We start from the raw sequence: 18987 nt of genomic DNA, 5'->3' as shown, positions 1-18987 counted from the left end.
CTTTATCCCGTTTCCTTAAGGCGCAGGGGCGCGGGGATCAATCGAAACGCCGTTACACGATTGCGCCAACGGCGAGAAACAGCGCAGCGATGAGGCCCGTGTCGCGGTTCGCGCGGAACAGTTTCAGGCAGGTGTCCGGCTCGTCGATATCGAGCTGGCGCATCTGCCAGAGCATGTGCCACCCCATCGCCCAGGGCGCGAGCAGCGAGATCGCGAGGCGCAGCGGCGGCGCGCCGGGCAGCAGCGCACCCATCACCGCGATGGTCATCAGCGCAACAGAAGTCATCAGGAAGCCGCCGAGCCATTTCGCGCTATCGTCCCCAAAGAGCCGCGCGGTGGATTTCACCCCGATGAGCGCATCGTCTTCCTTGTCCTGATGCGCATAGATCGTGTCGTAGAACAGCGTCCAGGCCATGCCCGCGAAATAGAGTACGACGGGCGGCCAGCTGAGGCTGCCGGTATGCGCGACCCACAAAAGCAGCGCGCCCCAGTTGAAGGCGATGCCGAGGAAAATCTGAGGCCACCAGGTGAAGCGCTTGGCGAAGGGATAGATCGCGACCGGACCGAGCGACACGATCCCGAGGATGATTGCGGGCACGTTGAAGGTCAGCAGGATCGCGAAGGAGATCAGCGACTGGATCACCGCCCAGGCCAGCGCCTGTTTCGTCGTGACCTGCCCCGAGGGGATCGGCCGCGAGCGGGTGCGCGCCACGCCTGCGTCGATGTCGCGGTCGGTGATGTCGTTCCATGTGCAGCCCGCGCCGCGCATCAGGAAAGCCCCGATGGAAGCGCCGATGGCAAGCCACAGGTCCCACCAGATGAAGCCGCCCGTCGAGGATGCTGCCAGCGCGATCGACCAGTAGCAGGGCAGCAACAGCAGCCATGTCCCGATCGGGCGGTCGGCGCGGCTCAGCCGCAGGTAGGGCCGCGTCCATGCCGGGGCCAGCCGGTCGACCCAGTTGCCGCGATAGGCATCCGCGACCGTGCCGTTCGCGTCGTTCGGGGTCTCGCCCGTGCTCGCGTTTGCCGCCTCTGGCGTTTCGGTTTTTCCGCTCATACAGTCCGCCTCATGGAACGTGCCAAGATCAGGCTCTGTGTAGAGCACCCGCTGGGCGCGGGGCAAGCCGTGCCTCTGACTCAGGACGAAGCGCATTACCTCTTTGCGGTGATGCGTCTGGCCGTGGGCGCCCGTGTCGCGCTGTTCAACGGGCGCGATGGCGAGTGGACGGCGGAGGTCGTCGAGGCCCACAAGAAGCGCGGCATTCTGGCCTGTATCGAGCAGGCCGCGCCGCAGCTCGCGCCGCCCGATCTCTGGCTGATCTTCGCGCCGATCAAGAAAGAGCGCACCGATTTCATCGTCGAAAAGGCGACCGAGCTGGGCTGCGCCAAGGTGTTGCCGGTGCAGACCGAGTTCACCAATTCCGCGCGCATCCGGCAGGACCGCTTGCAGGCCCATGCCAAGGAAGCGGCGGAGCAATGTCTGGGCACCTATGTGCCCCCGGTCGAGGATTTGCAGGGGCTAAAGAAGCTGCTGGATGGCTGGGATCCGAGCCGTCGCATCCTCTGGGCCGACGAGGCTTTGGTCGGTCCCGCTGAGACGCTCGCAGGTCTCGAACCCGGCCCTTGGGCGATCCTGATCGGACCCGAAGGCGGGTTCTCGGACACCGAGCGCGAGATGCTCCGTGCTCGCGATTTCGTCACTCCGGTCAGCCTTGGTCCGCGCATCCTGCGCGCCGATACGGCAGTCTGCGCAGCAATCACATTGTGGCAATCGGCGCTGGGAGACTGGCGGTGATCCGTCCCGAGGTCGCAGAAGGTTTCAAACGCTGGGGCGAGGTGATCGCGGCGGGCGTCGTGGTAGCGTTCGGTGCGTGGTTGATCTGGCTCGGCGGATTGATCCTTATGCCGCTGGGACTGGTCGCGGTGGCGCTCGGGCTTGGCTGGGCGCTGATCGGCTGGCGGCGGTTGCGCTTCGCGCGTGAAACAAATGCGCCGGGTCTGGTCGAGATCGACGAGGGCCGTATCTCCTATTTCGCGGCCAGCCGGGCGCGCGCCATTGCAGGGCCGGGCAGCAATGTCTCGGCCCTCGGGATGGGCGGCGAATTGCCGCTGCGCGAACTGGCGGAAATCCGACTGCTGACGCTGCAGGGCCAGCAATATTGGCGGCTGCGCAGCCTCTCGGGCGAGGCGCTGTTGATCCCGCTCGACGCGGCGGGGGCGGATGCGCTCTACGACGCTTTCGCGAGCCTGCCGGGGATCGATATGGGGAAGATTTCCAGCGCGCTTGACCAAAAGACTGCCGCACAGAGCCTCTGGACCCGCAAACAGGTTTCACGCTTGACTTGAGCCAACCCCCGCGCCACCTGTGGCGCTCCATAAAGCGACGCGAGAAAAGACATGTCCATTCCGCAGCAGGGCGGTGGCCCGATCGAGCGCTTCGAGCAACTGGCCGAATATCTGGCCGAAGGTGAGAAGCCGCGCGACGACTGGCGCATCGGCACCGAGCATGAAAAATTCGGCTATTGCGCGGACAAGCAATTGCCGCTGCCCTATGACGGCCCGCGGTCGATCAAGGCGATGTTGGAAGGTCTGCGCGACCGCTTTGGCTGGAAGCCGGTGGAAGAGCAGGGCAAGATCATCGGGCTGGAACTGAACGGCGCGAATGTGAGCCTCGAGCCGGGCGGTCAGTTGGAACTGTCGGGCGCGCCGCTCGAGACGATCCACCAGACCTGCGACGAGGTGAACGAGCATCTGCGCGAAGTGCAGTCGGTCGCCGACGATATCGGTGTGAAGTTCATCGGTCTGGGCGCGGCCCCGATCTGGACGCAGGACCAGATGCACATGATGCCCAAGGGGCGTTACCGGCTGATGACCGATTACATGGGTCGCGTCGGCGAGCTGGGCACGCAGATGATGTATCGCACCTGCACCGTGCAGGTGAATCTCGACTTCGGTTCGGAAGCCGACATGGTGCAGAAGATGCGCGTGGCGCTGGCGCTGCAGCCGGTGGCGACGGCGCTATTCGCCAATTCGCCTTTCCTCGATGGCAAGCCCAACGGCATGAAATCGTGGCGCAGCCATATCTGGCAGAACCTCGACGATGCGCGCACCGGCATGCTGCCCTTCATGTTCGACGAAGGCGCAGGCTACGAGGCTTACGCGAACTACGTCCTCGATGTGCCGATGTATTTCGTCTATCGCGACGGGAAATATATCGACGCGCTGGGCCAGTCCTTCCGCGACTTCCTGAAGGGCGAGCTGCCCGCGCTGCCCGGCGAGAAGCCGACGCTGAGCGACTGGGCCGATCACCTGACCACCGTCTTCCCCGAAGCGCGCGCGAAGAAATTCATCGAGATGCGCGGTGCCGATGGCGGGCCGTGGCGGCGTCTGTGTGCGCTGCCCGCGCTCTGGGTCGGTCTGCTTTACGACCAGACAGCGCTGGATGCGGCATGGGATCTGGTGAAAGGCTTCGATCACGAGACCCGCGAAGGTCTGCGCCGCGCGGCGGCGGTCGATGCGCTGCAGGGCGAGTTCAATGGTGTGAAGCTGCATGACCTCGCACGCGAGACGGTGGCGATCGCGAAATCCGGTCTGGCGGCGCGGGCGAAGCCCGGCGCGGGCGGGATGATCCCCGACGAGACCCATTTCCTCAATGCGCTGGAAGAGAGCGTCGAGACAGGCCGGGTGCCTGCCGACGAGCTTCTCGAGAAGTATCACGGCGAGTGGAATGGCGATCTGAGCAAGATCTACGACGAATACAGCTACTGAGCAGAGGGCAGGGCGGTCTGCCGCCCCGCCGTTCCTCTCACCGCGACCCCAGCCGCTCGCGCACCCATTGAGGGACCAGCACGCTCGCCGGGCCCTGGCGCGATGTGTCGAACATCTCGCTGCCTGCCGAGCGGTCGAGGTTCAGTTCCAGCGTCTCCACCCCGCACATCGCGGCGTCCTGCACGAAGCCTGCCGCCGGGTAGACATTGCCGCTGGTGCCGATCGAAACGAAGAGGTCCGCGGCTTCCAGCTCACGGATGATCCGATCCATCTGATAGGGCATCTCGTTGAACCACACGATGTCGGGTCGCGTGGCTTTGCGCCCGCACTCGGGGCAGGTGTCTTGCGGCTGCATCGACTCGGGCGCGGGCCAGCGATGGTCGCACGCGTGACACAGCGCGCCGAAGAGCGAGCCGTGCATGTGGATCACGTTCTGAGAGCCGGCGCGCTCGTGCAGATCATCGACATTCTGCGTCACTACCAGAACCTCGTGGCCCGGGTCGGCCTCCAGTTCGGCCAGCGCGATATGGGCCGGGTTCGGCTGGGCCGTCCGCGCTGCTGCCCGGCGCGCGTTGTAGAAGCGATGCACCAGCGCGGGGTCGCGCGCGAAGCCCTCGGGCGTTGCCACGTCCATGATGCGGTGTTCTTCCCACAGGCCGTCGCTTGCGCGAAACGTGCGGATGCCGCTTTCGGCAGAAATTCCCGCGCCCGTCAGAATCACGACCTTGGCCATCGCTGCGCCCTCCGTTATCACTTCACCCTATGCGTATCCTCTTTCTCTGCCTTGGCAATATCTGCCGCTCGCCCGCCGCCGAAGCGGTGACCCGTCACAAGGCCGCTGCAGCCGGGCTCGATATCGAGTTCGACAGTGCAGGCACCGGCACCTGGCATCTCGGAGAGCCGCCCTACGATCCGATGATCGCGGCGGCGGAAGCGCGCGGCTACGACATGCGCAGCCTGCGCGCACGGCAGATCCAGCCCGCCGATTACGACGGGTTCGATGTGATCCTCGCGATGGATGAGAATAACCTGCGCGATGCGCTTGACGGGGCGCCGCGCGAGATGCGCGCTCAGGTGCAGATGTTCATCGACGGGCCGGAGGGGCCGCGCGATGTGCCCGATCCCTATTTCACCCGCAATTTCGACGGAGCCCTCGATCTGATCGAGGCGGGCGCGGATCAACTGATCGCCGACCTGCTGGCCGACGAAGAAGAAAAGCGGCGCGGGCAGTAGACCGCGCGCCGCCGATCAAGCGCTTACTTGCAGAAGCCTTCCGCCGTCGCGGCGAAATTCTTGTAGCGGTCCCAGAAGTCCGAATCCGACTGGCGGTCGGACATGCGCACTTCCTGCGCGCGGTCGGGATCGTGGAAGAAGCTTGCGGCGCGGCGCTGGTCGCGATGGCTCAGCGTCATGTCCGCGACTTGCTGGATGCAGCCGCAGGTGCCGGGATTGCTGGCGCGGCCCGCTTTCTGACACGCGTTGTCGATCGGCCCGGCCGAAGCCATCGAAGCAAGCGCCATGGCGCCCGAGAATGCACAGAGTCCGAGTGTGGTCTTGAAAATCATCTACTGCCCCTTTGTCGTTGCGGCCGGCATGTGTTTGCCGATCCTGCCTGCTCATTTGTCCGCGATTCTAACTCAAATTCAAAAAGCGGGCAATAAAACAGGCAGGATTCCGCCGGTTCGGGGCAGGGGAGGGAACCCGTTTTCTATCCGTCGCGTTGCGCGCAAACGGGCCCACTACATCTGGGATGGCGTTCGCCCTCCAGATCACTCTTCGACCGGGGTGGCCTCATAGCCTGCGCCTTTCAGAGCGCTGATCACGGTGGATTCGGGCAGCCCTTCCACTTCGACCTCGCGATCTTCCAGATAGACATCGGCCTTGCCGCCGACCTCTTCGATCGCAGCCTCGACCGAGGCTTTGCAGTGCCCGCAGGTCATGTTCGGAACGGAATAGATCATCTTGCGTCTCCCGTGTTTCGTGTCTCAGGGATATGTCGGACGCGACCGGGCCGAGGTCAATGGCAGATGGCGTTCAATCCCTCTTCCCGGCCCGCTTTTTCCCCTGTATACGCGCGCCCATGACTGATCTTGATCGCATCCGCAATTTCTCCATCGTGGCGCATATCGACCACGGTAAATCCACGCTCGCCGACCGGCTGATTCAGCTGACCGGTACCGTGGCCGAACGCGATATGAAGGACCAGCTCCTCGACGCGATGGATATCGAGCGTGAGCGCGGCATCACGATCAAGGCCAACTCGGTGCGGATCGATTATCCCGCCAAGGACGGCAAAACCTATGTGCTGAACCTGATCGACACCCCCGGCCACGTCGACTTCGCCTATGAAGTCTCGCGCTCGATGCAGGCGGTCGAAGGCTCGCTGCTGGTCGTCGATGCCTCGCAAGGCGTCGAGGCGCAGACGCTCGCCAACGTCTATCAGGCGATCGACGCGGATCACGAGATCGTCCCGGTTCTGAACAAGATCGACCTGCCCGCGGCAGAGCCCGAGCGCGTGAAGGAGCAGATCGAGGACGTGATCGGGATCGACGCCTCGGACGCCGTCGAGATTTCCGCGAAGACCGGTCTGGGCATCCCGGACGTTCTGGAAGCCATCGTGCAGCGTCTGCCAGCGCCGCAGGGCGACCGTGACGCGCCGCTGAAAGCGATGCTGGTGGATTCGTGGTATGACCCCTATCTGGGCGTCGTCGTTCTGATCCGTGTCATGGATGGCGTGATCAAGAAGGGCGACCAGATCAAGATGATGAAGACGGGGGCGACCTACAAGCTCGACCGTCTCGCCGTTCTGAAACCCGCAATGGTCAATATCGACGAGCTGGGCCCCGGCGAAATCGGCGTTTTCACCGCCTCGATCAAGCAGGTGCGCGACACCAAGGTCGGCGACACGATCACCCATGAGAAGAAGCCCTGCGCCAAGGCGCTGCCGGGCTTCAAGCCTTCGATCCCGGTGGTGTTCTGCGGTCTCTTCCCGGTCGATGCGAACGATTTCGAGGCGCTGCGCGACGCGATCGAGAAACTGCAGCTGAACGATGCGAGCTTCTCGGCGGAGATGGAAACCTCGGCGGCGCTCGGCTTCGGCTTCCGCTGCGGCTTCCTCGGGCTGTTGCACCTCGAAGTGGTGCGCGACCGTCTGGAGCGGGAATACGATCTGGACCTGATCACCACCGCGCCCTCGGTTGTGTTCAAGATCCACATGAAGGACGGGGAGGTGATCGAGCTTCACAACCCCGCCGACATGCCCGACCTGACCTATGTCGACCATATCGAGGAACCGCGCATCAAGGCGACGATCCTCGTGCCGGACGAATATCTGGGCGATGTGCTCAAGCTCTGTCAGGACCGCCGCGGCATCCAGCAGGACCTGACCTATGTCGGTGGCCGCGCGATGGTGGTCTATGACCTGCCGCTCGCCGAGGTCGTGTTCGACTTCTATGACCGCCTGAAATCGGTCACCAAGGGCTATGCCAGCTTCGACTACCAGATCACCGAATATCGCGAGGACTACCTCGTGAAGATGTCGATCCTGGTCAATGACGAGCCGGTCGACGCGCTCTCGATCATGGTTCACCGCGACCGCGCCGAAGCCCGAGGCCGCGCGATGTGCGAGAAGCTGAAAGACCTGATCCCGCGTCACATGTTCAAGATCCCGATCCAGGCCGCCATCGGTGGCCGCGTGATCGCGCGCGAGACGCTGTCGGCGATGCGCAAGGACGTGACCGCGAAATGCTACGGCGGCGACGCGAGCCGGAAGAAGAAGCTGCTGGAAAAGCAGAAGGCCGGTAAAAAGAAGATGCGCCAGTTCGGGAAGGTCGAAATCCCGCAAAGCGCGTTTATCGCGGCGCTGAAGATGGACGAGTGATCCTCTTCGAATTCGACGAATAGAGGCCCGGTGATTGCGCCGGGCCTTTTCATTTCGGGCAGGTCAGTCACGGCCTTTCTGAGGAACATGGGGCGGCACCCTCACGTTCTCCTCCCAGACCTATTTCAGGAGGAAACGAGATGACCGACCAAGCCAAGATCGAAAAAGATTTCTGGGACGCGCTCGACTCGGATCGCACCGTGATGCTGGCGCGCGCGGGCGTCGAGACGGCAGCGCCGCGCCCGATGACCGCGATCGTCGAGGAAAAGCCCGGTCCTGTGTGGTTCTTCACCGCGCGCGACACGGAATTGATGGACGGGCTGGCCCCCGGAGCAGGGGCGATGTTCACCTTCTCGGACAAGGGCCACAAGGTTTTCGCGACCGTCACGGGGCGTCTGACCGAACATACCGATCCCGAGACCGTGGAGCGGCTTTGGAACCCCTTCATCGGCGCCTGGTATGAGGGCAAGGACGACCCCAAACTGGTGCTGCTGCGCTTCGATCCGGATCAGGCCGAAATCTGGGACAGCGGCAACGCGTTGGTCGCGGGCGCGAAGATCCTGCTCTCGTCGGACCCGGGCGAGTCGATGAAGGACCGTGTCGCTCATGTAAATTACTGAGCCGGGCGCGTTCCGCACATTAGAGGCAAGAAAAAGGCCCCGGAAATCTCCGGGGCCTTTGACTTTTCGCTTGGCTGTCAGGCTTGGAATTTAGCGCGCCTGACGCGCTTCGCCCGCGATCGTGCTGCCTGCAACGGACAGATCCTGACCTGCGCCTTGCACGGTGTTGCAAGCCGCGAGGCCCAGAAGGATTACGGTCATTGCCGCCATTTGAACCGATTTCGTCATCTCTTACGCTCTCCTATTAAGCCATCACCGGCCAACGTACGAAAAAATTTACGGTTCCGTGGAACTGGAGGCAAGGAGCGGCGTTTTGCCCTCGAACACATAAGGGAGAGCCCGAATGAAGAAGCCTCTGCGCTTATTCCTCGCCGCCCTCTCGGCCCTCGTCGTGACCGGGGTCGTGGTGATCGCAGCTCTGACTTTCGGCTTTGTCGGATGGCAGGAATTCGCGTTCGCCGTGATCGTCGGGATTGTCTTAGGAATTCCCGCAGGTCTCTGGACCGAGCGGCGCATAAAAAGGAATGACCCGTTCTGGCCGCCCCGCCAGGCATGATCCCTGTCAGAACGGTCTTGCGGCCCCTGCTTTGTCCCTCGCGGGGGCCGCACACTCCGCCCGAGCTGGTTAACTTCTTGTTAATTAAGCTCTGAAAGGCTCCGGGTTGTCCCTCCCCGGAGCCTTTCAATGTCTAAAGCCCCGTTTTTCCTTATCCTTTGCCTCCTCGCAGCCTGCGCCTCCCCTGCACCGCAGTTTCTCGGCGCATCGCGGCATGACATCACGCTCGACGGCATCGACTTCGTCGTCTTCCTCAAGGACGACCGGGCGGAGGTGGTGCGCATGGGCTATCTGCGCCGGGCAGAGCGGGCGCGCGTGCCGCCCCTGATGATCCGCGTGGCAGAGCAGGTGTCGGGTTGCACAGTGGCGGGACCGGCGGGCGGGCTCTATCGATCACCCTCGCTGCCCGGCGATACGGGAGAGGCGCGCTTCCAGCTCGATTGCTAATGCGACGCCCTGCCGCAGCGGCGACCGCGCGGACTTGATGCGGATCAAGGTCACATCCGCGTGATCGGAGTCAGTCTGACGACCGAAATGCGCCGCTCAATGGAGATCAGACATGCGCCTCTTCGGTATCATCTACGCCCTCGTCGGACCGACCCTCGCGGGTATCCTCATCACTGCCGCGCTGACGATGAACATGTTCACGACCAACGCGATGATCGTCTCCGCGGTAATCGGGTTCCTCGTCGCCGTGCCCGTTGCATGGTATATCGCCAAAATGATCCGCGAAAACGCCTGACGGCGCGGCGCGGCACAGGCGTCGGGAAAATCCCAACTTCGTGAAGGGCGGAACCTCTGCGCCTTCGCCGCGCTAGTCCGGCGAGGCGCGGCAGCGTTTCGTCAATTCAAAGAGGTAATATGTCCTACGCTCCCGGTTATTCGAAAACCCAGATTTGGCTCCACTGGGCCGTCGTCCTGCTGCTCATCGTCCAGTATCTGTTCAATGACGCGATGGGCCATACCTTCCGCGATCTGATGGAGAGCGGATCGGCGAGCGCCGGGTTCCTGACCTATGGTCACATCGTCCTCGGTGTCGCTGTGCTCGCGCTCGCTATCTGGCGCTTGGCGCTACGCGCGAGCCACGGCACGCCCGAGCCGCCGGAGAACGATCCTGTCATCCTGCGCTTCGGTGCGGCCACGATCCACTGGTTACTCTACGCGCTGCTGTTCCTGATCCCGATTGCGGGCCTCGTGGCCTATTACGGGCAGCTTGGATGGGCGGCCGAGACCCACTCGATCCTGACCACGGTGTTGCTGTGGCTGGCCGGGCTGCATGTGGCAGCCGCGCTCTATCACCAATACGTCAAGCGCGATCACCTGCTCCGGCGGATGATGAAGCCGGGGGCGTAAGCGAAGCAGCGCGGTTTCCTCAGCTCGCGGAGTTGAGGAAACGCGCCACGTCGGCTTCGAACTCGCGGGGCTTCTCGGCGTGCAGCCAGTGCCCCGCATTGTCGATTTCCTCGAAACGCGCCTGCGGGAAGAAACCGCGGATACGGTCGTGCATTTCGGGCCGCACGTAATGCGAGTCCGCGCCCGACAGGAACAGCGTCGGGCCGTCGAACTGCTTGCCCTCCAGCGCTTCGGGCCAGCCGAGGATGTCGTCCATATTCGCCTTCAATGCGGCAAGGTTGAACTTCCAGCGCGGCGGGCCGTCGCGCAGCACCAGCGATTGCAGCAGGAAGGCACGGGTGCCCGGATCGAAGACCTGCTCTCCCAGCCGCTCGTCCGCGGCGGAGCGCGAGGTGAGGTCGGCGATATCCATCCCCTGCATCGCCTCGATCAGCGCGCTGTGGTTGTCGCCATGATCGTAGTTCTCAGGCGCGATATCCGCGACGATGAGATGCGCCACGAGTTGCGGCTGCGTCAGGGCGAGGGTCATCGCCGCCTTGCCGCCCATCGAATGGCCCAGCACATCCGCGACCCCGCCATTCGCCTCGATCACCTCGGCGATATCGCCTGCCATCGCCTGATAGCTGTGATCGTCGTCCCAGAAGCTGTCGCCGTGATTGCGCATATCGAGTGCGATGACGGGGCGGTCCGCGCTCAGCCGCTTGGCGATCGCGTTCCAGTTCCGGGCCGATCCGAAAAGACCGGGGGCGATGATCAGTGGTCGCGCGCCGGGATTGCTGTCAGCGGGGTAGGAGGTCGTGTTCAACATGGCGCCTAAGCTAGATCGCCTCCCGGGGCGCTTCCAGAGCGGATGCGAAAAAATCTGCGTCCATGCGCGCAGTTGCGCTGATCTCGCGCGGCGGGTAGCGTCCGGTGCGGAATTGCTGAACGCTGCGTAAGGGAGAGGGCCGGATGGGGCCGGAGAAGATCAATCAGATGGTGGGGCAGGTCTCGAGGCTTCTGGCGCAGCGGCTGGGGGCGAAGGGGCCGACACTCGAGGCGCGGGTCGCCTCGCGGGCCCGGGCGCTGCCGCGCAAGGTGCGCAAGGCGGCGCTGGTGCTGGTAGATGCCGAGCGCAAAGCGCATGCGCCCAAAATCGCCCGGCAATTGGATGCCCGCAGGGTGGAGGGCGCCTTCGCGACCTGTCGCGATTACCTCGAACCGCTGGGCGCGGCGGAGCGGCTGCGCGCCGCGGCGCTTGGCCTTGCCAGTTCGATCGCCGTGATTGTGGTGATTGTGGGCGGCGCCTTGCTGGCCGCGATGGTCTGGACCGGAGCGATCTGATCGGGCCACGCCCCCAGACATGAAAAAGGCCCCCGGATCGCGGGGGCCTTCAACTCAATCTCGGAACCGGATCACAGCTCGGGGTAGATCGGGAAGCCGCTGAGCAGCGTCGCGACCTTGGCTTTCACGGCCTCTTCGACCTCGCCATTGCCCTCTTCGCCATTCGCGGCGAGCCCGTCGACCACTTCGACGATCAGGCGCGCGATCTCGCGGAACTCTTCCTCGCCGAAGCCGCGGGTGGTGCCCGCCGGGGTGCCCAGACGGATGCCCGAGGTGACCATCGGCTTTTCCGGGTCGAACGGGATGCCGTTCTTGTTGCAGGTGATATGCGCGCGGCCCAGAGCCTTCTCGGTCGCGTTGCCCTTCACGCCTTTCGGGCGCAGGTCGACCAGCATCACGTGGGTGTCGGTGCCACCGGTGACGATGTCGAGGCCACCTTTCATCAGCTCGTCGGCCAGCGCCTGAGCATTCTTCACGACCTGCTTGGCATAGCCCTTGAACTCGGGGCGCAGCGCCTCGCCGAAGGCCACGGCCTTGCCAGCGATGACATGCATCAGCGGACCGCCCTGAATGCCCGGGAAGATCGCCGAGTTCACCTTCTTCGCAATCTCCTCGTTGTTGGTGAGGATCATGCCGCCACGCGGACCGCGCAGCGTCTTGTGCGTCGTGGTGGTCGCGACATCCGCATAGGGGAAGGGCGAGGGGTGCTGACCACCGGCCACGAGACCGGCGAAGTGGGCCATGTCGACCATCAGCCAAGCGCCGACCTCATCCGCGATCTCGCGGAACTTGGCGAAGTCGATCTGGCGCGGGATGGCCGAGCCACCGGCGATGATCAGCTTCGGCTTGTGCTCGAGCGCCAGTTCGCGGACCTGCTCGTAGTCCAGCAGGCTGTCTTGCTTGCGCACGCCGTATTGGATCGCGTTGAACCACTTGCCCGACTGGTTCGGCTTGGCGCCGTGGGTCAGGTGGCCGCCCGCATCGAGGCTCATGCCGAGGATGGTGTCGCCCGGCTTCAGCAGCGCGGTGAACACGCCCTGGTTCGCCTGCGAGCCCGAGTTCGGTTGGACGTTGGCGAATTCGCAGCCGAACAGCTCCTTGGCGCGATCGATCGCGAGGTTCTCCGCGACGTCGACATATTGGCAGCCGCCATAGTAGCGCTTGCCCGGGTACCCTTCGGCGTATTTGTTCGTCATCACCGAACCCTGCGCCTCCATCACCGCCTTCGAGACGATGTTTTCCGAGGCGATCAGTTCGATCTCGTCGCGCTGGCGACCGAGTTCATCGGTGATCGACTTGAAGAGTTCGGGGTCACGGCTGGAGAGGCTTTCGGTGAAGAAGCCCGCATCGCGTTGGTCTTTCATGGCCATTCCTCGCAAAGATCCGGTCGCCGACCGTTTAGCGCAGATTTCACAGGGCTGAAAGCAGACAAACGACCAAATCGGTCATTTCCGCGCCGGATTGACGCTTGTCTTTCGTCCAAGCCCTTGCAACACCTTGGACAAGCAGGAGGACCGCGCGGTGGCGAACCAGTATACCCATATCCATTTCGCGGCCTCCCACGCCGAGACGGCGCAGGCGGCGCAGGCCGATCTGGTCGCGCGCTACGGGCAGGTGCCGCGCTATGCGGCCGATGTGATCGTGGCGCTTGGCGGGGACGGGTTCATGCTGCAATGCCTGCACGAGGGCACGGGGCTGCCGGTTTACGGGATGAACCGCGGCTCGGTCGGCTTCCTGATGAACGACTATGTCGCTGACGATTTGCCCGCGCGGCTCGAAGCGGCGGAGCAGGCGGTGATCAATCCGCTGTCGATGAAGGCCGAGACCCAGGACGGGATGCTGCATGAGGCGCTTGCCATCAACGAGGTCTCGCTGTTGCGCGCGGGCCCGCAGGCGGCGAAGCTGAAAATCTCGATCAACGACAAAGTGCGGATGGAGGAGCTGGTCTGCGACGGCGCGATCGTCTCGACGCCCGCCGGATCGACCGCCTATAACTTCTCCGCCCACGGGCCGATCCTGCCGATCGGCTCGGACGTGCTGGCGCTGACCGGGATCGCGAGCTTCCGGCCGCGGCGGTGGCAGGGCGCGATCCTGCCATCCTCCGCGCTGGTGCGCTTCGACATTCTCGAACCCGACAAGCGCCCGGTCATGGCCGATGCGGACAGCCGCTCGGTCAAGCCGGTCAAATGGGTCGAGGTCCGCTCCGAGCCGGAGATCGAGCATTGCATCCTCTTCGACCCCGGTCACGGGCTCGAAGAGCGGTTGATGCGCGAACAATTCGCCTGAGGCTCAGCCCTTTGACAGCCACGCGTCGCGCTTGCGATAGATCGTAGAGGGCGCGACCCCCAGTTCCAGCGCCGCGCGCGGGATCGATCCGTCATGCCGGTTGATCGCGGCCTCTATCGCCGCACGTTCGATCTCGGCCAGGGTGCGGTCCGCGAAAGGATCGACCGCCGGGGCGGTGGTGGGCGCGGCACGGCTCGTCGTCGGATCGAATTCCGGCAGCATATGAGCGCGCAGCACCGGACCGTCATGCATCACAATCGCCGCGCGGATCACATTCATCAGCTGGCGGACATTGCCGGGCCACGGGCGGTCCTCCAGGCGGGTAATTGCTTCAGGTTCGATCTCGCTGAAGTCGCGCTGTTCCTCGGAGGCGAACCGCTCCAGCGCCATCCTTGCCAGAGGGCCGATATCTTCGCGGTGCATCCGCAGCGGCGGCATCTCGATCGTGAGCACCATCAGCCGGTAATAGAGATCCTCGCGGAGCACAGCGTTTTGCAGCATGACGCTAGGCGAGCTCTTGGCCGCGCAGACGATCCGCACATTGACGTCGACCGGTTGGCTGGCGCCGAGCGGTTTGACTTGGCCGCTCTGCAGGAACCGCAGCAGCTTGATCTGCGCGGTGGGGGCAAGTTCGCAGATATTGTCGAGCAGAAGCGTGCCACCATCGGCGGCGAGGAGCGCGCCGTCCTTGTCCTCCAAAGCGCCCGGGAAGGCCCCGCGGTTATGGCCGAAGAGTTCGCTGTCGACGCGTTCGGCGGCCAGGGCGCCGCAATCGAGCGCGATGAAGGGGCCATCGGCGCGGGGGCTCGTGGCGTGAACCGCCTGGGCGCAAAGCTCCTTCCCGGTACCGCTCTCGCCCCAGATATAGACAGGCGCGGTCGAGCGGGCGGCAGCGCGGGTCCGGGCGTAGAGTGCCCGCATCTGCGGCGCGTTGCCGACGAAGTCCCCGACCGTCTCCTCGCTCGCGCTCGCGTCGTCGACATCCGAACGCAGCGACAGGCTGCGCGCGCTCTCAATGGCGCTTCTGAAGCGAGGTTCGTCGATCGGTTTGACGAGGAAGTCGATCGCGCCCTCCTGCATCGCCCGTACCGCGCGATCGATTGAGCGGTCGGCAGTGACCGCGATGATCGCCGCATAGGGTCGCAGGGCCAGCATTTCGGCGATCAGCGTGTCGCCGTCGCGATCGGGCAGCATCAGGTCCAGCAGCACCATACGGATCGGGTTGTCGCGGAAGATGCGCATCCCTTCCTCGGCGCTTGCCGCGAGATGGGTGATGAAGCCGGCGTTGCGCAGATAGGCGTCATAGATCGCCCGGAGCGATCCCACATCTTCGATCAATAGAAAATGTTCGGTCTCGGTGTCGACGCCGTTCCGCCCGTTTCGACTGAGGCCGTATTGCGGACTATCCGTCTTGGAGCTGGTATCCCTGTCCGGGGTGGTCGTATCGGAGTCACTAGTTCTCATGCTGTAAATCAGTCTTCGCGTTCAAATTATTTCGGGTGGTGGCTATCAGCCGGTCGATGAAAATGAGGGCGACCCGGCCAAGATCTTGAATATCTTCATAAGTCCCATGTCGGGTTGCACTGTCAAGCGCGCGTGCATGCCGCGAGAGGGGGTGGTCTCCCGCCACTCCGGCTACCGCACTGAGCTTATGGCTCAGCAATTGCAGGGCGCAGAGGTCAAAAGGGGGCAGTGCGAGCGACAGCCCGTGACGTACCGTCTCGAGATCGGCGATCAGTTCCTGTCCGAGCCCCGCTGGCAATGCCTTCTCGGCCAGACGTAGATGGGCTAGCAAACCGCGCGGCGGCGTAGTTACGCGTGGTACGGTCGTCATGCAACCAGCCTCTTCCAAGGCGCGCAGGATCGGCTGCAGGCCAAGCACCGGCTTGATGAGGCAGGCATCGGCCTCGCCTTTCTCGACGTCGCGATAGCCGCTGCACTGGATGATCGGCAGGTCCGCCCAAGGCAGGCCGGAGCGGCGAATGCTGGCGATCACCTCTGGGCCGCGGCAGCCGGGCATCTCGACATCCAGCACCGCGAGATCGAAGCGTTCGGCCCGCAGTTGCGCGGCCGCACTGTCGCCACGACGCAGCCCGGTCACCTGCGCGCCCATCGCGCTCAGGAATTGTTCGAGCACGGCGCGGCTCATCTCGCTGTCATCGGCAACGAGCACGTTCCACCCGCTCAGATCGGGCAGGGGGGCATCGCGCATCGTGGAACTGATATCGACGGGACGGGCCGGGAGCGACACGCGGATTTCGGCTCCGCCTTGCGGCGCGTTGGCGAGGTCGATCTTGCCGCCGGCCTCTGCCACCAGCGCGTGACAGATCGCGAGGCCCAGACCTTGCCCCTCGGGGTTGCGGAACGTGGCGGGCTCGCTGCGCTGCCCTGCGCAGGCTGGCGCGCGCAGACGTTCCTCTGGGAAGCCATCGCCCTCGTCGCGCACGGTCAGCAGCAGCCCCTTGGTCGGGTCGAAGTCGAGCGACAGGTGGATCGTGCCGCGCTGGGCATAGCATAGCGCGTTGCGCATCAGATTGGCGAAGATGCGGGTGAGCGGCACGCGATCGATCGCCAGCACCGGCGGCAGATCAGGGGCCATGTGGATCGCGAGCGACATGCCCCGAACATGTGCCGCGCTTGTCCAGCGGCGGCGTACCCGTTCAAGCGCATCGGCAATGACCAGATGCGGGGGAGCGGGGCTTGCCTCGGACGCGTCGGAAAGCTCGCTTGTCGCGTCATCGCTCGGCGCGGCGGGCGCAAATTCCTTCGCCCCGTCCAGATCGAGAAGCTGTGCCAGATCGTTCGCCGCTTCGCGCGCGCGCTCCAATTGTCCATGCGTGCTTTGCCCGCCCGGATCGGCGAGCGCCGCATCCAGACCGCACATCACATCTGCAAGCGCGGCGCGCAGATCGTGCTGCCATAAAGGACCGAGATCGCATCGCAACGATGCGAATGGCTCCTGCGCAGCGGGATCGGGCAACTTTCGGTTCGTCAAAATAACCCCTCGATGGATGGTTCCGGGGTACGGTTCTCAAATTAACCTTCGATAACATAAACAATAGCATAAAGCCGCACCCATTGTGGATGCGGCTTCTTAACTCTCGCGTAAACTTTTGATGTGGTGCCTATCTGCGTCGCTCACAATGAGTGCGCTTATGATAAGCTCGGCTTATTTCTTCGGATAGCCAAGCCCCTTAAGCGCCTCGGTGATTTCGTCGAGGATTGCGGGGTCGTCGATCGTCGCGGGCATTTTCCAGTCCTGCCCATCCGCGATCTTCACCATCGTGGCCCGCAGGATCTTGCCCGAGCGGGTCTTCGGCAGACGGTCCACCACGGTGGCGAGCTTGAAGGCCGCGACCGGGCCGATCTGTTCGCGCACGCGGCTCACGCATTCCTTGACCACCTCGCCGTGCGGACGGTTGCAGCCCGAATTGAGGCACAGGAAGCCCATCGGCGTCTGACCCTTCAGGTCGTCGGCCACGCCGATCACGGCGCATTCGGCAACGTCGGGGTGTCCGGCAAGGACCTCTTCCATCGCGCCGGTCGAGAGACGGTGGCCCGCGACGTTGATGACGTCATCGGTGCGCGCCATGATGTAGAGATAGCCGTCCTCGTCGACATAGCCCGCGTCGCCCGTCTCGTAATAGCCGGGGAATTGCTCGAGGTAGCTTTTCTTGAAGCGCGCCTCGGCGTTCCACAGCGTCGGCAGCGTGCCCGGAGGCAGCGGCAGCTTGATCGCGATGGCGCCAAGCTGGCCCGCCTCGACCGGGTGGCCGCCCTCGTCGAGCACCTGAATGTCGTAGCCCGGCATCGGCACCGAGGGGCTGCCTACCTTGGTCGGCAGCTCTTCGATCCCGATCGGGTTCGCGGCGATGGCCCAGCCGGTCTCGGTCTGCCACCAGTGATCGACCACCGGAACGCCGAGATGTTTCTGCGCCCATTCGACGGTCGCGGGATCGGCCCGCTCGCCTGCAAGGAACAGCGCCTGCAGATCGTGCAGCGCGTAGCGTTTGATCCATTCGCCATTTGGGTCTTCGCGCTTGATCGCGCGCAGTGCTGTGGGGGCGGTGAAGAAGCTCTTGATCCGGTTGTTCTGAATGATCCGCCAGAACACGCCCGGATGCGGGGTGCCGATCGGCTTGCCCTCGAACACCACCGTGGTCGCGCCCGCGATCAGCGGGCCGTAGCAGATGTAGGAGTGCCCCACGACCCAGCCGACATCCGAGGCCGCCCAGAACCGGTCGCCCGCCTCGATATTGTAGATGTTCTTCATCGACCATTGCAGCGCGACGAGATGGCCGCCGGTATGGCGCACGACACCCTTGGGCTGGCCGGTCGTGCCGGAGGTGTAGAGGATGTAGACCGGGTGGTTGCCCTCGACCGGAACGCACTCTGCGGGTTTCACGCCATATTGGAACCCGTGCCACGAGAAGTCGCGCCCCTCGATCAGCTTCGCCACTTCCTGTTCGCGCTGGAAGATGACGCAGAATTCCGGCTTGTGCTCGGCCTGTTCGATCGCCTCGTCCAGAAGCGGCTTGTAATGCACCGTGCGCCCGGGCTCGAGGCCGCAGCTTGCCGCGATGATCGCCTTGGGGGTGCAGTCGTCGATCCGCACCGCGAGTTCATGCGCCGCGAAGCCGCCGAACACGACCGAATGGACCGCGCCGATCCGGGCGCAGGCGAGCATCGCCTCCAGCGCCTCGGGGATCATCGGCATGTAGATGATGACGCGGTCGCCCTTTTCGACACCGCGCATCTTCAGCGCGCCGGCGAGCGAGGCCACACGGGTCTGCAGTTCCTTGTAGGTGATGCCCTTGGTCGAGTGGGTGATCGGGCTTTCATGCATGATCGCGATCTGATCGCCGCGCCCCTGCTCGACATGGCGGTCGACCGCGTTCCAGCAGGTATTGACCATCCCGTCCGAGAACCATTCGTAGAGCGGCGCGTTTCCGTCAAACAGGGCCTTCGAGGGCTTCTCGTCCCAGTCGATCTTCTCGGCGGCGTCCATCCAGAATTTCTCGGGATCGGCCTGCCAGGCGGAATAGACCTCTTTGTAGCCCATGCGAACATCTCCTCCTCAGGAATTTGGAGATGTGTTACGAAGCGCAACGCGTTGGCGCAAGAATGTTACCGCGCACAATCGGGTACGACGCCAAAAAATTTGCAGAAAGCGCGACAAATCGCCCGCAAACTTTTGCAAA

General features: G+C 64.0%; 22 protein-coding genes. 12 read left to right on the top strand and 10 right to left on the bottom strand.

The features are described 5' to 3' along the window. Nucleotides 1-52: 52 nt before the first annotated feature. Nucleotides 53-1057 (bottom strand): 4-hydroxybenzoate octaprenyltransferase, encoded by a 1005-nt coding sequence (ubiA, locus tag BMI91_RS10000; protein WP_078604843.1) that lies wholly within the window; start codon nucleotides 1055-1057, stop codon nucleotides 53-55. Between the two features lie 12 nt (nucleotides 1058-1069). Here ubiA and BMI91_RS09995 point away from each other — a divergent pair, with 12 nt between their 5' ends. Genes BMI91_RS09995 through BMI91_RS09985 form a run of 3 tightly spaced genes read left to right on the top strand, consistent with a single transcriptional unit; the run spans nucleotide 1070 to nucleotide 3768 of the window. Next, entirely contained in the window at nucleotides 1070-1795 is a 726-nt protein-coding gene (locus BMI91_RS09995) for a 16S rRNA (uracil(1498)-N(3))-methyltransferase (RefSeq protein ID WP_078604842.1), read from the top strand. Further along, on the top strand, nucleotides 1792-2346 hold the full coding sequence (locus BMI91_RS09990; protein ID WP_078569802.1) for a hypothetical protein: 555 nt from the start codon (nucleotides 1792-1794) through the stop codon (nucleotides 2344-2346). The genes BMI91_RS09995 and BMI91_RS09990 overlap by 4 nt, the downstream gene beginning before the upstream one ends. Nucleotides 2347-2397: 51 nt before the next feature. Then, nucleotides 2398-3768 (top strand): glutamate--cysteine ligase, encoded by a 1371-nt coding sequence (locus tag BMI91_RS09985; RefSeq protein ID WP_078604841.1) that lies wholly within the window; start codon nucleotides 2398-2400, stop codon nucleotides 3766-3768. 37 nt (nucleotides 3769-3805) lie between these two features. Here the strand turns inward: BMI91_RS09985 and BMI91_RS09980 are convergent, their stop codons facing one another. Next, nucleotides 3806-4501, bottom strand: a complete 696-nt coding sequence (locus BMI91_RS09980) for an NAD-dependent deacylase (RefSeq protein ID WP_078604840.1) — start codon at nucleotides 4499-4501, stop codon at nucleotides 3806-3808. Between the two features lie 29 nt (nucleotides 4502-4530). Here BMI91_RS09980 and BMI91_RS09975 point away from each other — a divergent pair, with 29 nt between their 5' ends. Continuing rightward, entirely contained in the window at nucleotides 4531-5001 is a 471-nt protein-coding gene (locus BMI91_RS09975; RefSeq protein ID WP_078542237.1) for a low molecular weight protein-tyrosine-phosphatase, read from the top strand. A 23-nt stretch (nucleotides 5002-5024) separates the two neighbouring features. Here BMI91_RS09975 and BMI91_RS09970 read toward each other — a convergent pair whose 3' ends face one another. Next, nucleotides 5025-5333: a hypothetical protein gene (locus tag BMI91_RS09970; RefSeq protein ID WP_078522492.1), complete on the bottom strand. Its 309-nt coding sequence runs from the start codon at nucleotides 5331-5333 to the stop codon at nucleotides 5025-5027. Between the two features lie 204 nt (nucleotides 5334-5537). Next, nucleotides 5538-5729, bottom strand: a complete 192-nt coding sequence (locus BMI91_RS09965; RefSeq protein ID WP_075773932.1) for a heavy-metal-associated domain-containing protein — start codon at nucleotides 5727-5729, stop codon at nucleotides 5538-5540. Between the two features lie 119 nt (nucleotides 5730-5848). On the opposite strand from BMI91_RS09965, the gene lepA reads away from it, so the two are divergent. Both lepA and BMI91_RS09955 read left to right on the top strand, forming a co-directional pair. Beyond that, the gene (gene lepA / locus BMI91_RS09960; RefSeq protein ID WP_078522493.1) at nucleotides 5849-7648 is read left to right on the top strand and encodes a translation elongation factor 4; all 1800 of its coding nucleotides are present in this window, start codon (nucleotides 5849-5851) and stop codon (nucleotides 7646-7648) included. A 140-nt stretch (nucleotides 7649-7788) separates the two neighbouring features. Then, nucleotides 7789-8268 (top strand): pyridoxamine 5'-phosphate oxidase family protein, encoded by a 480-nt coding sequence (locus BMI91_RS09955; RefSeq protein WP_078604839.1) that lies wholly within the window; start codon nucleotides 7789-7791, stop codon nucleotides 8266-8268. Nucleotides 8269-8358: 90 nt separating this feature from the next. Here the strand turns inward: BMI91_RS09955 and BMI91_RS20145 are convergent, their stop codons facing one another. Then, on the bottom strand, nucleotides 8359-8496 hold the full coding sequence (locus BMI91_RS20145; RefSeq protein WP_109171601.1) for an entericidin A/B family lipoprotein: 138 nt from the start codon (nucleotides 8494-8496) through the stop codon (nucleotides 8359-8361). A 115-nt stretch (nucleotides 8497-8611) separates the two neighbouring features. Between BMI91_RS20145 and BMI91_RS09950 the strand changes: the two genes are divergently transcribed. The 4 genes from BMI91_RS09950 to BMI91_RS09935 all read left to right on the top strand — a co-directional run bounded on the left by BMI91_RS09950 (nucleotide 8612) and on the right by BMI91_RS09935 (nucleotide 10177). Further along, complete coding sequence (locus tag BMI91_RS09950) at nucleotides 8612-8824, top strand: hypothetical protein (protein WP_078549035.1); 213 nt, start codon at nucleotides 8612-8614, stop codon at nucleotides 8822-8824. Nucleotides 8825-8953: 129 nt separating this feature from the next. Further along, entirely contained in the window at nucleotides 8954-9271 is a 318-nt protein-coding gene (locus BMI91_RS09945) for a hypothetical protein (RefSeq protein WP_078604838.1), read from the top strand. 112 nt (nucleotides 9272-9383) lie between these two features. Beyond that, nucleotides 9384-9566, top strand: a complete 183-nt coding sequence (locus BMI91_RS09940) for a hypothetical protein (RefSeq protein ID WP_078522498.1) — start codon at nucleotides 9384-9386, stop codon at nucleotides 9564-9566. 119 nt (nucleotides 9567-9685) lie between these two features. Further along, nucleotides 9686-10177 carry a cytochrome b gene (locus tag BMI91_RS09935; protein WP_078604837.1) on the top strand — a complete coding sequence of 164 codons (492 nt, stop codon included), beginning with the start codon at nucleotides 9686-9688 and terminating at the stop codon, nucleotides 10175-10177. Between the two features lie 19 nt (nucleotides 10178-10196). Here the strand turns inward: BMI91_RS09935 and BMI91_RS09930 are convergent, their stop codons facing one another. Beyond that, nucleotides 10197-10985 (bottom strand): alpha/beta fold hydrolase, encoded by a 789-nt coding sequence (locus tag BMI91_RS09930; RefSeq protein ID WP_078604836.1) that lies wholly within the window; start codon nucleotides 10983-10985, stop codon nucleotides 10197-10199. A 143-nt stretch (nucleotides 10986-11128) separates the two neighbouring features. Between BMI91_RS09930 and BMI91_RS09925 the strand changes: the two genes are divergently transcribed. Further along, the gene (locus BMI91_RS09925; RefSeq protein WP_078522501.1) at nucleotides 11129-11500 is read left to right on the top strand and encodes a hypothetical protein; all 372 of its coding nucleotides are present in this window, start codon (nucleotides 11129-11131) and stop codon (nucleotides 11498-11500) included. Between the two features lie 71 nt (nucleotides 11501-11571). On the opposite strand, the gene glyA is transcribed toward BMI91_RS09925, so the two are convergent. Next, on the bottom strand, nucleotides 11572-12864 hold the full coding sequence (gene glyA, locus BMI91_RS09920) for a serine hydroxymethyltransferase (RefSeq protein ID WP_078549024.1): 1293 nt from the start codon (nucleotides 12862-12864) through the stop codon (nucleotides 11572-11574). 157 nt (nucleotides 12865-13021) lie between these two features. Between glyA and BMI91_RS09915 the strand changes: the two genes are divergently transcribed. After that, a complete protein-coding gene (locus tag BMI91_RS09915) occupies nucleotides 13022-13786 on the top strand; it encodes an NAD kinase (protein WP_244176601.1) in 765 nt (254 codons plus the stop codon). Between the two features lie 3 nt (nucleotides 13787-13789). Here the strand turns inward: BMI91_RS09915 and BMI91_RS09910 are convergent, their stop codons facing one another. The 3 genes from BMI91_RS09910 to BMI91_RS09900 all read right to left on the bottom strand — a co-directional run bounded on the left by BMI91_RS09910 (nucleotide 13790) and on the right by BMI91_RS09900 (nucleotide 18848). Beyond that, nucleotides 13790-15250, bottom strand: a complete 1461-nt coding sequence (locus tag BMI91_RS09910) for a sigma-54-dependent transcriptional regulator (RefSeq protein WP_078604835.1) — start codon at nucleotides 15248-15250, stop codon at nucleotides 13790-13792. Continuing rightward, nucleotides 15240-16766: a hybrid sensor histidine kinase/response regulator gene (locus BMI91_RS09905; protein ID WP_146684052.1), complete on the bottom strand. Its 1527-nt coding sequence runs from the start codon at nucleotides 16764-16766 to the stop codon at nucleotides 15240-15242. Before BMI91_RS09905 ends, BMI91_RS09910 begins: the two co-directional genes overlap by 11 nt. A gap of 189 nt (nucleotides 16767-16955) precedes the next feature. Beyond that, nucleotides 16956-18848, bottom strand: a complete 1893-nt coding sequence (locus BMI91_RS09900; RefSeq protein ID WP_078604833.1) for a propionyl-CoA synthetase — start codon at nucleotides 18846-18848, stop codon at nucleotides 16956-16958. Nucleotides 18849-18987: the final 139 nt, after the last annotated feature.

Source organism: Thioclava sediminum (assembly GCF_002020355.1).
Taxonomy (GTDB): Bacteria; Pseudomonadota; Alphaproteobacteria; order Rhodobacterales; family Rhodobacteraceae; genus Thioclava; species Thioclava sediminum.
Note: the sequence above shows the minus strand (reverse complement) of the source record. Positions and strands in the feature narration are given on the sequence as shown.